Source organism: Streptomyces sp. LaPpAH-108, assembly GCF_000373625.1.
Taxonomy (GTDB): Bacteria; Actinomycetota; Actinomycetes; order Streptomycetales; family Streptomycetaceae; genus Streptomyces.
In genome coordinates this window covers 197748-213713 of the sequence record NZ_KB891999.1, presented here as the reverse complement: position 1 = coordinate 213713, position 15966 = coordinate 197748, and the positions used below count along the sequence as shown (strand labels likewise).

The following is a 15966-nucleotide window of genomic DNA, read 5'->3' as shown; positions in this document are numbered from 1 at the left end:
CATGTCCCAGGCAAGCCGCTCCTACCATCACGGCGATCTGCGCGCCGCCTGTCTGCGGGCCGCGCGGGAGTTGTTGGAGGAGGACGGGAGCGCGGGGCTGTCGTTGCGGGCGGTGGCGCGGCGGGCGGGGGTGTCCGCGACGGCGCCCTATCGGCACTTTGCGGACCGGGAGGCGCTGCTCACCGCGGTCGGGGCCGAGGGGTACCGGGAGCTGGGGGCGCATCTGGCCGCGGCGCATCCCGCTCCCGTCACCGCCGACGACCTCGCCGAGATCGCCGTCGCGTATGTGCGCTTCGCTCTCGATCACCCCGCGCTGTTCCGGGTGATGTTCGCGGAACCCTGCGATCCGGCGAGCGAGGAACGCCTTGAGGCGACCATTGCCATCTCGCAGTACGTCCGTGGCATCGTCCACGATGTCTTCCCCGACGCCGATCAGGACGCCCTGTCGACGGCGGTGTGGGCCCTCGTGCACGGCCTGGCCTTCCTCCACCTGGACGGCAAGCTGGACTCGTCCGCGCCCGAGGCGGTGGCCGAGCAGGTCCGGGCGGCGGTCCACGCGGTGCTGACCGCTACGCCGGAGCGGGTCGAGGCGTAGCACGCCCGCCTCAGGGCGTCGGCCGACGCGCACCGTCCGCCAGGCGCTCCGCCCGCAGCGCGGAGCGCCGCAGCTTGCCCGCCGCGCTGCGCAGCGGAGTCGTGACCAGCTCGATGGACCGGGGGCGTTTGTGGGGTGACAGCCGGGTCGCCAGGAAGGCGTCGATCTCCTCGGCGGTGGTCGGGCGCCCCTCCTCGACCTGGACGATGGCGTGGACACGGTTGCCGCGGTCCGGGTCCGGCAGCCCGATGACCGCGCCGGACAGGACGTGCGGGTGCTCGGTGAGGGCGGCCTCGATCTCGGCGGGGTAGACGTTGACCCCGCCGACCAGCAGCATGTCCGAGCGGCGGTCGTGGAGATAGAGGTAACCGTCCGCGTCGAACTCGCCGATGTCCCCGAGGGTCGACCAGCCGTCCTCCTCCTCGGTCTCGGCGCCGATGTAGCGGAACGCGGGCGGCTTGCCCTCCGAGACGCGCATGAAGATCTCGCCGGGCACCCCCGGTTCGGTGACCGGGCTGCCGTCGAGCGCCACGATCTTGATCTCGCCCCAGGTGGTACGGCCCACCGCACCCCGGTGCGCCAGCCACTCGGTGCCCGAGATCGTGCACCCGGCCTGGGCCTCGGTCCCGGCGTACAGCTCCCAGATCTTCTCCGGGCCGAGCCAGTCGATCCACGCCTGCTTGGTCGCGGGCGGGCACGGTTCCGCGCAGTGCCACACCGAGACCAGCGAGGACAGGTCGTAGCGCTCGCGGGTCTCCTCGGGCAGGGCCAGGATGCGCCGCATCATGGTCGGCACCAGATACACCCACGTGATCGCGTGCCGCTCGATGTCGGCAAGGACCCGCTCGGCGTCGAACCGCTCCAGGAGCGTGACCGTGCCGCCGTTGAACAGCGTCGTCATGGCCGTGGAGAAGGGCGCGTTGTGGTGGACCGGCGCGGTCACGAGCGACTGCTCGCCGGGCCTGAGCCCCCATGCCTCCATGTCGAAGGGGTTGAACGCCCCCGCCGCCCCCGACAGGATGATCTTCGGCCTGCCGGTCGAGCCGCCCGAGGTCGGCGCCTTCCACGAGGGGCCGACCTCCGTCACGAGGTCTTCCTCGAACTCGCCCGCGCGTCGCCGGAGTTCGGCGACCGTCGTCGACCGGAACCGGCCGTCGCCCACCGGCGCACCCTCCTCGAGACCTACGACCACCGCCGGTTCGGCCAGCGCGAGGATCGCCTCCTCCTCGGGCGGCGCGAGCCGCGTCGACAACGGCTGCGGTACGGCGCCGAGTCGGAGGCAGGCGAAGGCCGCGACCACGACGTCCACGCCGTTCGGCAGCATGAGCGGGACGATGCGCCCGCGTGAGACGCCCGACAGGCGCAGCCCGCGCGCGACGTCACCGCTCGCCCGGTCCAACTCCGCCCAGGTCAGCAGCTCGTCGCCGCAGCGGACCGCGACGGCGTCGGGATGCTCGGCCGCGTGCGCCCGGGGGATGTCACCGAGCGGGAACCCCGGTTCAGGGGTGAACATGGCGATCTCTCCTCGTCGTTCGGGAAGTTCAGGAAGTCCGGCGGCGCCGACCGCTCAGGCGTACAGCTGCGTGCCGGGCAGCGTCTCCGGATCGGCCCGTACCTCCGCCGGGTTCGTCTCGGGCAGGAACCACGCGCTGACGAAGGTGATCAGACCCATGAGCGCGATGTAGGCCGTGACCAGCGTGGTCGTCCCGGTCTTGGCGATGAGGGTGGTCATCAGGATCGGCGTGCCGCCGCTGACGACGATGGCGGACAGCTGGTAGGCCAAAGAGGCCCCGGAATAGCGGACGTTGGGGGCGAACAGCTCACCGAGGAAGGCGGCCATCGGGCCGTAGGTCAGCCCCTGGAAGAGGAAGCCGACGGTGATCGCGACGAAGACCAGGGGCGCCGACGCCGTGTCCACCAGCGCGAAGTAGGGGAACGCCCAGGCGGCCACGCCGAGTCCGCCGACCAGGATGAGGTTGCGCCGCCCGAACCGGTCCGACAGATGGCCCGCGTAGGGGAGGATGCCCGCCATCAGGGCCGAGCTGATCAGGGTGACGGTCAGCAGGGAGTCGCGCTCCATGTGCAGCGTCGTCGTGCCGTAGCTGAGCAGGCCGGTGATGCTGACGTAGAAGAGGCTGTTGGTGGCGGACAGGGTGCCGCAACCGAGCAGGATCGTGCGCCAGTTGCGGCGTACGGCCTCGGTGAGCGGGGCCCGGACCACGCGCGCCTCCGGATTCCTGGTCGCCGCCTTCTGCAACTCGCGGAAGTCCGGGGTGTCTTCGACCTTGCGCTGGATGTGCAGCACGACGGGGAACATGACCGCGCTGAGCAGGAACGGGACGCGCCAGCCCCAGCTCAGGAACGTGTCGTCCGATACGACGCTGCCGGTCGTGGTGAAGATCAGGTTCACGATGATGACCGCGACCGGGACGCTCGTCTGGCCGAACGTGCCCGCGAAACCACGGCGTTTGGGGTGGGCCGACTCCGTCAGCAGGAGCGCGATGCCGCCCCACTGGCCGCCCGCCGCCGCGCCCTGCACGAACCGCAGCAGCACCAGCAGGGTCGGGGCGAGCACGCCGACGCTCGCGGCGCTGGGCAGACAGCCGATGAGGAACGTCGCGGCGGCCATGCCGATCAGACACGCGACGACCGTGGGCTTGCGGCCGTACTTGTCGCCGAAGTGACCGGCGAGGAGCCCGCCGAGCGGCCGGGCCACGAAGCCCGCCCAGAAGGTGCTGAAGGACAGCAGCGTGCCCATGAAGGCGGAGGAGTGCGGGAAGAAGACGTGCGGGAAGACCAGGGCCGCCGCCGTGCCGTACAGGAAGAAGTCGTACCACTCGATCGAGCTGCCGATCAGCCCGGCCGCGAGCAGCCTCCAGCCGGTGCGGCGCTCGGGTGCGGTGGCGGGGCCGGAGCCGTTGCCCTGGATGGGGGCCTGCGCGGATGAGGCCATGGGAGGCATCCCCTCGGTTCTGGGTAGGGCTGCGACCTGCGTCACAGCTCTGTGTCGTGCGGTGAGAGTAGAGCTGAGCAAGCGCTTTGCAGGATGGGACGGGGATACACTCCTGGCGCTTTGACGGTGGAGGAAATCACCACCTCCGCCGCTCGCTTCTCGTGGAGGGCGACCGATGCCACGCACCGACTCCGCAGCGCAGGGCGCTCGCGATCACAGCGATCACAGCGATCACAGCGATCACAGCGACCACGGCGAACTCGCCGCCTACCGCCTGCGCCGCGAGCGCGAGTTGAGCAGCCTCTACGCCACCGCCCGTTCGCTGGCCGTGCTCGGAGAGGTCGACGTGGTGCTGCCGTCGATCGTCAGAGAGGCGCACGAGCTGATCGGCAGCGATTTCGCCTATCTCTCGCTCCTGGATGCCGACGGCAACCTCATGCTCAGGGCGACGGCGGGCACCATCTCCCCGGAGTTCTCGTCCGCGCGGATGCCTCCGGGGGCCGGTCTGGGCGGGCGGGTGATCGAGACCCGGGCGCCCTACTGGGTCAGCGACTACCGCGCGGCCGACGGCCTCGACCACAACTCCGCCTTCGACCTCCTCGTCTCCAGCGAAGGACTCGTCGCGCTGCTCGGCGTGCCCCTCCTGGTCGGCGACCGGGTGATCGGCGTCCTCTTCGCCGCCGACCGCACCGAGCGCCCTTTCGAGAAGGACGAGGTGGCCCTCCTCAGCGCCTTCGCCGACCACGCCGCCATCGCCCTGCACAACGCGCGGCTCTACGAGGAGAGCCGGGTGGCGCTGCGGCGGCTGCGGGACGCGTACCGCGTCATCGAGGACCAGGTCGCCACGATGGAACTGGCCGCGTCGGTGCACGAGGCGCTGACCCACGTGGTGCTGACGGGCGGCGGGCCCGGCGACATCGCGCAGTCGCTGGTGGACCATCTGGAGGGGGCGGTCACGATCCGGGACCGGGACGACAAGGTCGTCGCGACACGCTCCCCCGCAGCGGTGACACCGGGCGTCGACCCGTCCCTGGAACGGGAGTTGCTGGAGGAGGCGCGTCGGACCGGCCGGTGCGTCCACGGCCGCGGCGACGACGGTACGGTCCTCAGCGTGGTGGCCGTCCAGGCCGGTGACAGCCACCTCGGCTCGCTGTCCCTGCGGCGGCGGGCCGCCACCGAGTCGGCGGACGTCCGGATGCTGGAGCGCTCCGCGCAGATCACCGGCCTGCTCGTGCTCATGCGCGACGCCCGGGTCGAGGCGGAGGAGCGGGTACGCGGCGAACTGCTCACGGAGCTGCTGTCCCACCCGCCGCTCCACCCGGTCCACCCGGCCCTGCGCGACCGCGCGCTCGCCCGGGGGGTCGACGTCGACCGCCTGGACGTCCTAGTCGCGGCCGACTGCCCCGGCAGGCCCGCCGCCGACATCGTCCGCGAACTGCACGCCGCCTCACCGGAGTGGTCCGGGCTCGCGGGCGAGTATCTGGGCCGGGCGACGATGCTGCTGCGCACGGACGACCCGGAGGCGGTGGCCGAGGCCCTGCACCACCGGCTGCGCCGCCGCCTCGGCGCCCCGGCCCTCGTGGTCGCCGACCGGGTCACCGGCCACGACCGCGCCCGCTCCTTCACCCTGGCCCAGCGCTGCCTGGACGTCATGCGCTGCCTCGGCGACACCGACCGCGGCTCCACCACCCGCCGCTACGCGATGTACGCCCTCGTCTTCGACCCCCGACGCGCCCATGAACTCAAGGACTTCATCACCGACACCCTCGGCCCCCTCCTCGCCTACGACCAGCGCCGCTCCACCGACCTCGTGGCCACCGTCGCCGCCTGGTTCACCCACACCGGCAACCTCAGCCGCACCGCCCGCGCCCTCCACGTCCACACCAACACCCTGCTGAAACGGCTTGACCGCATCGGGGCGGTGCTGGGGGAGGACTGGCGCTGCGGGGACGCGGGACTGCGGGTCCATCTCGCCGTGCGCCTGCATCAGTTGAGGGGGGTACTGGACGGCCCCGTGGCGGAGGGGAGCTGATCCGGGCGCGGTCGGCCGTACCACCGCAGACGCGTGCGGGCCCTCCCCGAGAGATGTCGCTCTCGGGGAGGGCCCGGGCACTGCGCGTCGGCTTCGGGCCGGGGTCAGCCCTGCTCGCCGCCGGTCCTGCTACCGCTGCGGCGTCGTCCGGCCGCAGGGCGTCCGGTCTTCGCGGCAGGCTTCGCACCGGTCCGTCCGGCGGGCCCGGCGGTCTTCGCCGCGGGCTTCGCGCCCGTCCGGCTGCCGGTCTTGGCTCCGGCGCCGGTACCGCCCTCGGCCCCCGCCCGGCGGGACGGCCGTGAGGTGGCCTTGGCCGGGGACTGTGCGCCGGTCCGGGGCGCCCGGCCGCCGGTGGCGCCACCGGCGGTGCCGCCGCCTCCGGAACGGGACCGGCGGGGCCGTCCGCCCGACTTCGCCGTCTTCGCCGCGGGCTGGGGCGGCTGTACGGGTTCCAGGACGACGGCCACACCGGACGGCTCGCGCGCGCCGGTGATGGTGGTCAGCTCCGGGGCGCTGGAGGTGACCCGGGTGGTGCGGGGGCGGATGCCCGCCGCCGACATGAGCTGGTTGACGTCGCGCTTCTGCTCGGGCAGGACCAGGGTGACCACGCTACCGGAGCCGCCCGCGCGGGCGGTACGGCCGCCCCGGTGCAGGTAGTCCTTGTGGTCGGTGGGGGGATCGACGTTGACGACGAGGTCGAGGTCGTCGACGTGGATGCCGCGTGCGGCCACGTTCGTCGCCACCAGCGCGGTGATCCGGCCGTCCTTGAACTGCTCCAGGGCGCGGTTGCGCTGCGGCTGGCTGCGCCCGCCGTGCAGGGCCGCCGCGCGCACGCCGACGGACAGCAGCCGCTTGGCGAGCCGGTCGGCCGACCGCTTGGTGTCCAGGAACAGGATGACCCGGCCGTCACGGGCCGCGATACGCGTCGTGACCGCCTTCTTGTCGGTCTCGTCCTGGAGGTGGAGCACATGGTGCTCCATGGTCGAGACGGCTCCGGCGGACGGGTCCACCGAGTGCACGACCGGGTCGTCCAGGAAGCGCTGCACCAGCCGGTCGATGTTCCGGTCCAGGGTGGCCGAGAAGAGCATGTGCTGACCGCCCGGGCGCACCCGCTGGATCACCTTGGTGATCTGCGGCAGGAAGCCCATGTCGGTCATCTGGTCGGCCTCGTCCAGCACCGTGATCCGTATGTCCTCCAGGAGGCAGTCACCACGCTCCACGAGGTCGTTCAGCCGGCCCGGGCAGGCCACCAGGACCTCGACGCCCCGGCGGAGCGTGGCCGCCTGCTTGGTGATGGACAGACCGCCGACGACGGTCGTCATCCGCAGGTTGACCGCCGTCGCGTACGGGGTCAGCGCGTCGGTCACCTGCTGGGCCAGCTCACGGGTGGGCACCAGGACGAGCGCGAGGGGAGCCTTAGGCTGCGCCCGCAGTCCGGCCGTACGGGCCAGCACCGCGAGTCCGAACGCGAGGGTCTTTCCGGAACCGGTACGGCCCCGTCCCAGCAGGTCACGGCCGGCCAGTCCGTTGGGCAGCGTGGCGGCCTGGATGGGGAACGGGGTGGTCACGCCCTGTGCGGCCAGGCACTTCAGCAGTGCGGGCGGCAGCTCCATACCGGCGAATTCCTCGACGGGCGGAAGCGCGGGCGTCCTGGTCTCCGGGAGCCGGAATTCCTGGGGCGGAGACACGGGGGAGGAGGGGGCGGAGCGGCGGGTCGGCTTCTGCGGCCTGCGGGACATGCGGTGTGTGTGCCTTCCTGGGAACAGCAAACCGGGGTTCGCACCGCGATGGTGCGAACCCCGGCGAGCGATGACGCGTCCGGCGATCAGGCGGGGACGATGTTCTCCGCCTGCGGGCCCTTCTGGCCCTGCGTGACGTCGAAGGACACGCGCTGGCCCTCCTGCAGCTCACGGAAGCCCTGCGCCGCGATGTTCGAGTAGTGGGCGAAGACGTCGGGGCCGCCACCGTCCTGCTCGATGAAGCCGAAGCCCTTCTCAGAGTTGAACCACTTCACGGTTCCCTGAGCCATGATTTTCTCCTTCTGGTAGGCAGAGGCCCCATCCGGAGATGACCGGTAAAACAACTAATGCGCCCGAAGGATACATTCCCGTCAGGCGCACATAGGTTCATGGGTACCACAACTGCAACGCCATAAAACTACCACACATCCCGCGCCCGCGACAGTCCACAGCCCCTCTGGCCTCGGAGATCTCACTCGAACCCGGATGTGCCTGACCCCCGTCCAGACCCGCCGCAGCGGTCCGCCCCGGCCCGGCCCGAGCCGCAGACCGACCCTCGCACCGATGTGCTCGGCGACCTCGGGAACGGTGAGCCGGTCGGTCCACACGTGCTCCGCGAACTCCGCGCCGCGCAGCCGCTCCAGACAGAGGTCGAGCCGGGAGACCGCGAAACTCTCCCCGCAGGGGGCGAGGGGTGGTGGGGGCGTCAGTTCGGGGGGTGTTCCGGTTCTCCGGTGGTTGTTCGTGCCGTCGTGGCGGACAGGGTCGCCTCCAGGTCGTCCAGGGCCTGACGGGCCGTCGCGATGTGGGTGAGCAGGTCGGTGGGGGCGGGTGTGGAGGGAGGTGCCGTGTGTTCTGGTTCGGGGCGGCCCCGCTCCATCTCGCGGGCCTCCTCCAGGGAGGTCAGGACGACGCCGATCAGTACGTTGACCAGGACGAACGAGGCGAGTAGGACGTAGGAGGCGTAGTAGAGGAGGCTCCAGCGGGAGATCTGCAGGCCCGCGTGGACGGCGTCGCCGATGCCGTCCAGGGTCATCAGGAGGAACAGGGTGAGGACGGCGCGGCCGATCGAGCCGTAGTGCTCGGGGTCGGCGCGGGCGAAGAAGACCCAGCCGACCATCGCGTAGACGTACAGCAGCAGCGCGCCGACCAGCAGGAAGCTCACCGTGCCGGGCAGGCTGCGGGCGACCGCGACCAGGACGATGCGCAGCTGGGGCAGGAAACGGGCGGTGCGCAGCACGCGGGCCAGGCGCAGCAGCCGCAGCACGGTGGTGTTCTCGCGGACGACCGGCAGGAACGCGCTCAGCACGACGGCCAGGTCGAAGAGGTTCCAGGGGTCGCGGAAGAAGCCGCGGGGCCGGTCGGCGTGGGCACCCAGGCGCAGCAGGATCTCCACCGTGAACCCGGCCACGCACGCGCGCTCGGCCAGGCGTAACGCGGTGTGCCACTCGGCGGCGAGGCCCGGATAGGTCTCCGCGCCGAGCAGCGCCGCGTTGGTCAGGATCAGCCCGACCACGGCGACCGCGAACCAGCGTGCCTCGGTAACGCCGCGACACCATGACGCGGTGGACACCCGGGCGGGGACCGGCCGGATCGAGGGGGTGGCGTCGGTCATCCTGCTCTGTTCCTCCGTGCTGCGCGGTACTTCTCCGCCCCCGTTCCGGCGATCCGGAGCGGAGGGCGGCCTTGTTGAGCGATCATGCTCTACGCAAGACTTCTACAGCAATGTAGAGATGAAGGGTGAGCCGGGTGTCCGCCACCCGCCCGAAGGGAGTGGAAGCGATGTTCGGCCTGAGTGAACTGGCCCTGGTTCTCCTCGTGTTCGCCGTGGTCCTCGGCATCAGGAAGCTGCCGGAGCTGACCCGTGCCGCAGGGAAGGCGGCCCGGATCTTCAAGAGCGAGGCCCGGGCCCTCAAGACGCAGGACGCCGCGCCGGAGCCGTTCGACGGGAACGCCGTCGAGGGCAAGATCGTCGGGCGCGGCGACGGGCCACGGCCCTGACCGCCCGCCGCCCCGGGCCTCTGGCATGCTCGGGGCCCGGCGGCGCGGGTCGGAGTGCGTCGTGCCCGGCGGCCGGACGGTGGCCCGGCGGTGCCGGACGGCGGCCCGGCAGGGGCGGAAGGGAGCGGACGTGAGCGACGAACGGCGTCCCCGGCGGCGGGGACAGGGCGAGCTGGAGGGGCTGGTGCTGTCGGCCCTGCGCGAGGCGCGCGCACCCGCGTCGGCGGGCTGGGTCCAAGGCCGGCTGGGCGACGACCTCGCCTATACGACCGTGATCACCATCCTGACTCGGCTGCTCGCCAAGGGCGCGGTCACCCGCGAACGCGGGGGCCGCTCCTTCGTCTGGACGCCGGTCTCGGACCAGGCGGGCCTCGCCGCGCACCGGATGCGCAAGGTGCTGGACGGCGAGAGCGACCGGGAGGCCGTACTGTCCCGCTTCGTCACCTCCCTGGAGCCCGACGACGAACGCGTGCTGCGCCAACTGCTGGGCCGCCTGGGCCCGGAGGGAGAAGACTGAGTCCCCATGGGAGTGTTCGTCCTCCTGCCGCTGGTGCTGCCGCTGACGGCGTGGCCGGTGGCGCGACTGGCCGAGCAGCGGCTCCATCCGCGCACCGCCAGCTGGCTGTTGACCGTGACGGCCGCGGTGCTCGGCCTGTGCAGCACGGTGTGCCTCGCCCTGCTCATGGTGGTCGGCACCGCTCAACTTCCGGGCAACCCGCTGCCGGACGGCTGGTCCGACGACGAGGTCCGCGAGGCGGTGCCGTACGACGAGATCGCGGGCCAGGCCGCCATCCCCGCCCTGCTCGCGGTGGTCTCCGGCTGCGGGCGCCTGCTGTGGCGCCATCGCCGGGTACGGCGACGGGCCGAGCGGAGCCTTGCGGGGCTGCCCCGGCGGACGGTCGCGGTGCTGCCCGACGCCACGCCCTACGCGTACGCCCTGCCGGAGCGCGGACGGGGTCGTGGACAGGGGCGTGGACAGGGACGCGGGCGCGGCCGGGTGGTGGTGTCGACCGGGATGCTGTCCCGGCTGACCTCCGGGGAGCGGCGGGCGCTGTTCGCCCACGAGCGGGCCCATCTGACGGCACGTCACCACCGGTTCCTGCTGCTTGTCCAACTCGCCGCCCGCGCCAACCCGTTCCTGCGCCCGCTGCGCACGGCGGTGTCCTACACCGTGGAGCGGTGGGCGGACGAGGAGGCGGCCGGAGTGGTGCGCAGCCGCCGGACGGTGGCACGGGCCATCGGCAGGGCCGCGCTGATCTCGGGTGCCGCACCGGGGGTCGGTCCGGGCGCCGGTCCTGGCGCCGCGCTGGCCGGGTTCGCGGCCCCGGGCCCCGTCCCGCGCCGGGTGGCGGCGCTGCTGCACCCGGCGCCCACCGCGCACGCCTGGCCGTCGCTGTTCACGGCCGTCGGCGTCGCGGTGTGGACGGCCGCGGCCGGGACGGCCGTCTCCGCGCTGTCCTCGGCCAATTCGGCGGTGACGCTGTTCCTCGTACTGAAGGCGGCCACCCCGCTGTAGGGGTGGCCGCCCGTGGCGCCTCGCGCCGGTCAGAGGTCGGATCAGAGGTCGAACTCGTGCGGCGGCAGGTCGAGCGCGTAACAGGCCTCGCGCACGACGGCCTGCTCGTCCTTGTCGAAGTTGCCGTCCGCACCGCCGATCACGATGCCGATCTGGACGACGGCACGCGCCTCGGCGGGCTTCTTCTTCGCCTTGGCGACCTCCTGGAGCACGCTGACCTTGCCGAAGTCGAAGTCGGCGGTCAGCTTGTCGAGGTTGGCCTCGAACCGGCGCTGCAGGTCCATCGCGTCGAAGTTCTGCAACACCTCGTTCCCGGCGATGAGTTGCGCCACCCGGCGCCGCTCGGACGGGTCCACCGTGCCGTCGGCGGCGGCCACCAGCGCGCACATCGCCATCGAGGCGTCACGGAAGGCGCCGCTCTTCAGGTCGTTCTTCTTCGCCACCAGCTGCGTCTGCATGGTGGCGGCGGATTCCTTGATGCGGTCCCACAGGGCCATGAGTACTCCAGATCTCTAAGGTTAAGGAGCCGTGCCGTGCCCGGCTCCCAAGTGTCCCCCGTCGTAAGACGCTTGCTCAGTCCTCTTCGTCACCCTCGAAGAAGTCGCCCACCTCGTCCACGACTTCGGCCGCGACCATGCCGCCCACGACACCGACGGCCAGACCCGCCGCGCCCGCCGCGATGGCGGTACCCATCCCGGGACCGGAGCGGTGGCGGTCGCCGTCGTGACCGTGCGCGTGCTCGTGGCCGTACGACGGGCCGTGCCCGTACGACGCGTCGTGGCCGTACGGTCCGGGAGCCCCGTACGAGGCGCGCCGCTCGGCGAGCTGGCGGAACCAGCCGTCGACCACCGTGTTCCAGTCCGGCCGGGACGCGTCGTCGTGGGAGACGGTGAACCGGGCGAGCGCGTCGTGCCCGGCGGAGAGGAAGCCGCCACGCTTGTCGGCCTCCAGGACGACCTCCGCGCCACCGGGACCGGCGAGGAAGGTCAGCTCGAACTCCCGCACCTGGTCGGCGTACTGCGGCGCCGGGGTCAGCTCGATCTCCTGGTAGAAGGGGAGTTGCTGGCCGCTACCGGCGATGCGCCCCAACTCCAGGTCGGCCGACCGGAATCCGAAGCCCAGCTGCCCCAGCGCCTCCAGCACCGCTTCCTGGACGGGCAGCGGACCCACCGTGAGCGGGTCGAGGTCGCCCTTGTCCTTGGCCCCGGCGACGGCCAGTTCGGTGCGCACGCCGAGCACGATGCCGAGCGGCTGGCCGTACAGCTCGGTGACCGGCGTCTCCCAGGGCAGGGTCACGCTGAACGGGACGCTCCGGCTCTCGCCCTCGCGCAGCCGGAAGCCGCCGCCCACCGTGAACCGGTCGAAGACGACCGCGCCCTCGCTCTCCCCGTGCTCGTGCTCGGCCTCGACGCGGGCCACGAGTTCGAGGGTGATGTGGTCGATGTCGAAGTCGGCCTTCCCGCCCCGGAGATGGACCTGCCCCGAGAGCGTGCCGCCGGGCAGCGCGGGGCCGGGGTCGAGCACCGTGTCGACGGTGGGCCCTCCCACACCGAGCGAACCGAGCAGCTTCTTGAACACCATCCGGCGTTCACTCCTTTACGTGCGAGTCACCCGCGAAACGGCGGTGACCACCGTTTTTTCTACAAGCTTGTAGAAGCATAGCGCCGGATACGGGCCGGGAGGCGAGGAACACGGACTCAGGGCAGCATGGCCTCGATGAGGTCGGCCGCCCGCCGGGTGCCGCCCTCCGCCCGCGCCTCGGCCCGCAACTTCGCTGAACGACGGGCGACTTCCGGATCGGTGACCAGTTCGAGCAGGGCCGCCCGCAGCCGCTCGCCGGTGGCCTCGGCGGTGTCGATACGGCGCGCGACGCCCAGCTCCACGAGCCGGTCGGCGTTCATGAACTGCTCGGCGCCCTGCGGGACGGCGATCATCGGGACGCCCGCCATCAGCCCCTCGCCGCAGCCGCCCATGCCCGCGTGGGTGACGAAGGCGTCCGCCTGCTCCAGGATCGCCCGCTGCGGCACCCAGGAGTGCACCTCGACGTGGGAGGGGATGGTGCCGAGCTCGGCCGGGTCGGTGTACTTGCCGATCTGGAGGACGACGTGCCAGCCGGGCAACTCGCCGTAGGCGGCGAGGCATTGACGGTAGAACTCGGGCTGCCGGGTGAAGGCCGAGCCGAGCGAGACCAGCAGCACGTTCTCGGCGTCGGCGGGGCGGGTCCAGCGGTCCGCGTCCGCGCTCAGGTCGAAGCAGGGACCGACGAACGTCACGGCACCGGTGTCGACCCGCTCGGCGTGCGGCTGCATCGCCCGGGAGATCAGCGCGAGGGCGCGCTCGGGGCGGCCGGAGAAGCTGTCCACATCGGTCGTGGACGCCCCGCAGTCGGCGAGCCACCGCGCGAACCGCGCCTGGTAGGCGTCGGCGCCCGGCAACTGCCGGATCTGCGAGCCGACTTCCTCCTCGTAGCCGTCCCAGGCGACATAGGTGGGGGAGAGCTGGACCAGCGGCCTGCCCTGCGACTCCGCGAGGGCGCGCGCCGCGTAGGCGCCGATGTCGTACAGATAGAGGTCGGCCGGGTCCGCGTCGTAGACGGCGCGGAGGCGGGGGAGTGCCTGGATCGCGTCGTCCAGGAAGAGGCTCATCGCGCCGATGGCGTCCTCGGGCCACTGGTGGTCGGCGACCGGCAGCACCGAGGGGCAGGGCACCAGTTCGGCACCGGTGGAGGTGACCAGGTCGGTCACGGCGGGGTCGTTGGCGTAGGTCACCCGGTGGCCGCGCTCGACCAGCTCGCGGACGATCTCCAGGCTCGGCAGGATGTGGCTGACGGCGGGGATGCCGACCATCGCGATGTGGGCACGGCGACGGGACGCGGAAGGCGTGGGATGCACGGAAGCTCACTCATTTCTACGGGGATGAGGACACGGCGAGCCGGTGCGCGGGCCTCTGCGAGGGGGCGCACGGGGCTGCCGGAGGAGGGCCGGGGCATCGCCCCGGGGTGCTCAGCCGTAGATCGGAAGATGCATGTCCGTGACCCTAGCCGCCCGTGCGCCGCGCGGCACCGCAATTTCCGGCGGGCCCCCGGACGGAACTCCGCGCGCGCCGTACCGGAACCCCCGTGCAACACCCTGTTCGACGGAAACCCCGTGAGCTACCGTCGGTAACACCTGTCGGCGGCGCTCGCCGGACTCCCCAGGCCGCGCCCACAGCGCCCCACCCTGCTCTGTCGCACCCCCATGCCCTCCCGCACCGTCAGCACCCCCCTGACGAAAGGCAGCCATGGACCACCCCACCGCTCCCACCCCTCCCACGGGCATCCCCGCAGATATCCCCACGGGCATCACCCGTCGCCGCGCCCTCACCGTCACCGGTGGCGTGCTCGCGGGCGCCGCGCTGGCCGCGCACGCGTTCCCCGCCTTCGCCGCCGAGTCGCAGGACGCCGACGCGATCGTCGTCGGCCACGGGCTCGCCGGACTCGTCGCGACGGCCGAACTCGCCGCCGCAGGACGCAAGGTGCTGCTGCTCGACCAGGAACCGGAGGCCAGCATCGGCGGCCAGGCGTTCTGGTCGTTCGGCGGGCTCTTCTTCGTGAACTCCGACGAACAAAGGCTCATGGGCGTCAAGGACACCCATGACCTGGCCTGGCAGGACTGGCTCGGCACCGCGGGCTTCGACCGGGACGTGGACGACCCGAAGGGCCAGGACCACTGGGCCTACAAGTGGGCCCAGGCGTATGTGGACTTCGCGTCCGGCGAGAAGCGGTCGTGGCTGTCCGGGCTCGGCGTGCAGTGGTTCCCGATCGTCGGCTGGGCCGAGCGCGGCGGCGGACTCGCGGACGGCCACGGCAACTCGGTGCCCCGCTTCCATGTCACCTGGGGCACCGGCCCGGCCGTGGTCGAGCCGTTCGAGAAGAAGGTCCGGGCGGCGGTCGCGGCCGGGAAGGTCACCTTCAAGTTCCGGCACAGAGTCGACGGCATCGTCACGACCGGCGGCGCGGTCACCGGAGTGCGCGGCGCCTTGCTGGAGCCCAGCAGCGCGGCCCGGGGCACGCCCAGCTCCCGTACCGTCGTCGGCGACTTCGAGCTACGCGCCCCAGTGGTGATCGTCACCTCCGGCGGCATCGGCGCCAACCACGACCTCGTGCGCCAGAACTGGCCCACACGGCTCGGCACCCCACCGAAATCCATGGTCACTGGTGTGCCCGCACATGTGGACGGGCGGATGCTCGCCATCACCGAGCGCGCGGGCGGCCGTATCGTCAACCCGGACCGCATGTGGCACTACACCGAGGGGCTGCGCAACTACGCCCCCATCTGGCCCGGCCATGGCATCCGCATCCTGCCGGGGCCGTCCTCCATGTGGTTCGACGCCACAGGCCGCCGCTTCGGCGCCCCCGACATCCCCGGCTACGACACCCTGCACACCCTCGGGTCGATCACCGCGAGCGGGTACGACTACTCGTGGTTCGTCACCACACAGAAGATCATCGCCAAGGAGTTCGCGCTCTCCGGCTCCGAGCAGAACCCGGACCTCACCAACAAGAACGTCTGGCAGCTGCTCTCCCGGATCTGGCAGACCCCGGAGCCGATCGAGAAGTTCAAGAAGAACGGCGCGGACTTCGTGGTCGCCACCAGCCTGTCCGAGCTGGTCGCGGGCATGAACAAGCTCACCGGCGACAACCTGATCGACCTGGCGGACCTGAAGCGGCAGATCGAGGCCCGCGACCGCGAGATCGACAATCCGTACACCAAGGACACCCAGGTCATGGGCATCCGCAACGCCCTCACCTACATCGGCGACTCGCTCAGCCGGACCGCCTCCGCGCACAAGATCCTCGATCCCTCCGCCGGTCCGCTGATCGCCGTACGGCTCAACATCCTCACCCGCAAGACCCTCGGCGGCCTCCAGACCGACCTGTCCGGGCGGGTGCTGAACGCCTCCGGCGAGCCGGTCCCCGGGCTGTACGCGGCGGGCGAGGTCGCGGGCTTCGGCGGCGGCGGGGTCCACGGCTACCGCTCCCTGGAGGGCACCTTCCTCGGCGGCTGCCTCTTCTCCGGCCGCCAGGCGGGACGCGCGGCGGCTGCGGCGACGGCGACCTGAAAAAGGCACCGGAAAGGTGGATCGGCCGAG

Annotated in this window: 14 protein-coding genes; 6 read left to right on the top strand and 8 right to left on the bottom strand. The window is 71.9% G+C overall.

The features are described 5' to 3' along the window. Position 1 precedes the first annotated feature (1 nt). Positions 2-595 carry a TetR/AcrR family transcriptional regulator gene (locus B079_RS0129770; RefSeq protein WP_026249214.1) on the top strand — a complete coding sequence of 198 codons (594 nt, stop codon included), beginning with the start codon at positions 2-4 and terminating at the stop codon, positions 593-595. A gap of 10 nt (positions 596-605) precedes the next feature. Here B079_RS0129770 and B079_RS0129765 read toward each other — a convergent pair whose 3' ends face one another. After that, positions 606-2108 (bottom strand): AMP-binding protein, encoded by a 1503-nt coding sequence (locus B079_RS0129765; RefSeq protein ID WP_018549509.1) that lies wholly within the window; start codon positions 2106-2108, stop codon positions 606-608. Between the two features lie 54 nt (positions 2109-2162). Next, the gene (locus B079_RS0129760; protein ID WP_018549508.1) at positions 2163-3548 is read right to left on the bottom strand and encodes an MFS transporter; all 1386 of its coding nucleotides are present in this window, start codon (positions 3546-3548) and stop codon (positions 2163-2165) included. A gap of 175 nt (positions 3549-3723) precedes the next feature. Here B079_RS0129760 and B079_RS0129755 point away from each other — a divergent pair, with 175 nt between their 5' ends. After that, positions 3724-5580, top strand: coding sequence for a helix-turn-helix domain-containing protein (locus B079_RS0129755; protein WP_018549507.1), 1857 nt, complete (start codon positions 3724-3726; stop codon positions 5578-5580). 104 nt (positions 5581-5684) lie between these two features. Here the strand turns inward: B079_RS0129755 and B079_RS0129750 are convergent, their stop codons facing one another. The 3 genes from B079_RS0129750 to B079_RS33015 form a co-directional block, all read right to left on the bottom strand. Beyond that, the gene (locus B079_RS0129750) at positions 5685-7319 is read right to left on the bottom strand and encodes a DEAD/DEAH box helicase (protein WP_026249213.1); all 1635 of its coding nucleotides are present in this window, start codon (positions 7317-7319) and stop codon (positions 5685-5687) included. Between the two features lie 86 nt (positions 7320-7405). Next, positions 7406-7609, bottom strand: coding sequence for a cold-shock protein (locus tag B079_RS0129745; RefSeq protein ID WP_018549505.1), 204 nt, complete (start codon positions 7607-7609; stop codon positions 7406-7408). Positions 7610-8025: 416 nt separating this feature from the next. Further along, positions 8026-8934, bottom strand: coding sequence for an ion transporter (locus tag B079_RS33015; protein ID WP_018549504.1), 909 nt, complete (start codon positions 8932-8934; stop codon positions 8026-8028). A 167-nt stretch (positions 8935-9101) separates the two neighbouring features. Here B079_RS33015 and B079_RS33010 point away from each other — a divergent pair, with 167 nt between their 5' ends. From B079_RS33010 to B079_RS0129725, 3 genes are all read left to right on the top strand, one after another. Beyond that, positions 9102-9320 carry a twin-arginine translocase TatA/TatE family subunit gene (locus tag B079_RS33010; RefSeq protein WP_018549503.1) on the top strand — a complete coding sequence of 73 codons (219 nt, stop codon included), beginning with the start codon at positions 9102-9104 and terminating at the stop codon, positions 9318-9320. Positions 9321-9450: 130 nt separating this feature from the next. After that, positions 9451-9837, top strand: coding sequence for a BlaI/MecI/CopY family transcriptional regulator (locus B079_RS0129730; protein WP_018549502.1), 387 nt, complete (start codon positions 9451-9453; stop codon positions 9835-9837). A 6-nt stretch (positions 9838-9843) separates the two neighbouring features. Then, on the top strand, positions 9844-10836 hold the full coding sequence (locus B079_RS0129725) for a M56 family metallopeptidase (protein WP_018549501.1): 993 nt from the start codon (positions 9844-9846) through the stop codon (positions 10834-10836). Positions 10837-10877: 41 nt separating this feature from the next. Here the strand turns inward: B079_RS0129725 and B079_RS0129720 are convergent, their stop codons facing one another. The 3 genes from B079_RS0129720 to B079_RS0129710 all read right to left on the bottom strand — a co-directional run bounded on the left by B079_RS0129720 (position 10878) and on the right by B079_RS0129710 (position 13682). Continuing rightward, positions 10878-11333, bottom strand: a complete 456-nt coding sequence (locus tag B079_RS0129720; protein ID WP_018549500.1) for a tellurite resistance TerB family protein — start codon at positions 11331-11333, stop codon at positions 10878-10880. A 76-nt stretch (positions 11334-11409) separates the two neighbouring features. Beyond that, positions 11410-12417 carry a sporulation protein gene (locus B079_RS0129715; RefSeq protein ID WP_018549499.1) on the bottom strand — a complete coding sequence of 336 codons (1008 nt, stop codon included), beginning with the start codon at positions 12415-12417 and terminating at the stop codon, positions 11410-11412. A gap of 116 nt (positions 12418-12533) precedes the next feature. Further along, positions 12534-13682, bottom strand: coding sequence for a macrolide family glycosyltransferase (locus B079_RS0129710; RefSeq protein ID WP_026249212.1), 1149 nt, complete (start codon positions 13680-13682; stop codon positions 12534-12536). A gap of 433 nt (positions 13683-14115) precedes the next feature. On the opposite strand from B079_RS0129710, the gene B079_RS0129705 reads away from it, so the two are divergent. Beyond that, entirely contained in the window at positions 14116-15936 is a 1821-nt protein-coding gene (locus B079_RS0129705) for an FAD-binding dehydrogenase (protein ID WP_018549497.1), read from the top strand. The last annotated feature ends 30 nt before the right edge of the window (positions 15937-15966 follow it).

Coding starts and splice junctions, on each gene's coding strand:
- B079_RS0129745 (WP_018549505.1), bottom strand. CDS start 7,609: ATGGCTCAGGGAACCGTGAAGTGGTTCAACTCTGAGAAGGGCTTCGGC.
- B079_RS0129705 (WP_018549497.1), top strand. CDS start 14,116: ATGGACCACCCCACCGCTCCCACCCCTCCCACGGGCATCCCCGCAGAT.
- B079_RS0129750 (WP_026249213.1), bottom strand. CDS start 7,319: ATGTCCCGCAGGCCGCAGAAGCCGACCCGCCGCTCCGCCCCCTCCTCC.
- B079_RS33010 (WP_018549503.1), top strand. CDS start 9,102: ATGTTCGGCCTGAGTGAACTGGCCCTGGTTCTCCTCGTGTTCGCCGTG.
- B079_RS0129755 (WP_018549507.1), top strand. CDS start 3,724: ATGCCACGCACCGACTCCGCAGCGCAGGGCGCTCGCGATCACAGCGAT.
- B079_RS0129765 (WP_018549509.1), bottom strand. CDS start 2,108: ATGTTCACCCCTGAACCGGGGTTCCCGCTCGGTGACATCCCCCGGGCG.
- B079_RS0129770 (WP_026249214.1), top strand. CDS start 2: ATGTCCCAGGCAAGCCGCTCCTACCATCACGGCGATCTGCGCGCCGCC.
- B079_RS0129760 (WP_018549508.1), bottom strand. CDS start 3,548: ATGGCCTCATCCGCGCAGGCCCCCATCCAGGGCAACGGCTCCGGCCCC.
- B079_RS0129715 (WP_018549499.1), bottom strand. CDS start 12,417: ATGGTGTTCAAGAAGCTGCTCGGTTCGCTCGGTGTGGGAGGGCCCACC.
- B079_RS0129710 (WP_026249212.1), bottom strand. CDS start 13,682: ATGGTCGGCATCCCCGCCGTCAGCCACATCCTGCCGAGCCTGGAGATC.
- B079_RS0129725 (WP_018549501.1), top strand. CDS start 9,844: ATGGGAGTGTTCGTCCTCCTGCCGCTGGTGCTGCCGCTGACGGCGTGG.
- B079_RS33015 (WP_018549504.1), bottom strand. CDS start 8,934: ATGACCGACGCCACCCCCTCGATCCGGCCGGTCCCCGCCCGGGTGTCC.
- B079_RS0129720 (WP_018549500.1), bottom strand. CDS start 11,333: ATGGCCCTGTGGGACCGCATCAAGGAATCCGCCGCCACCATGCAGACG.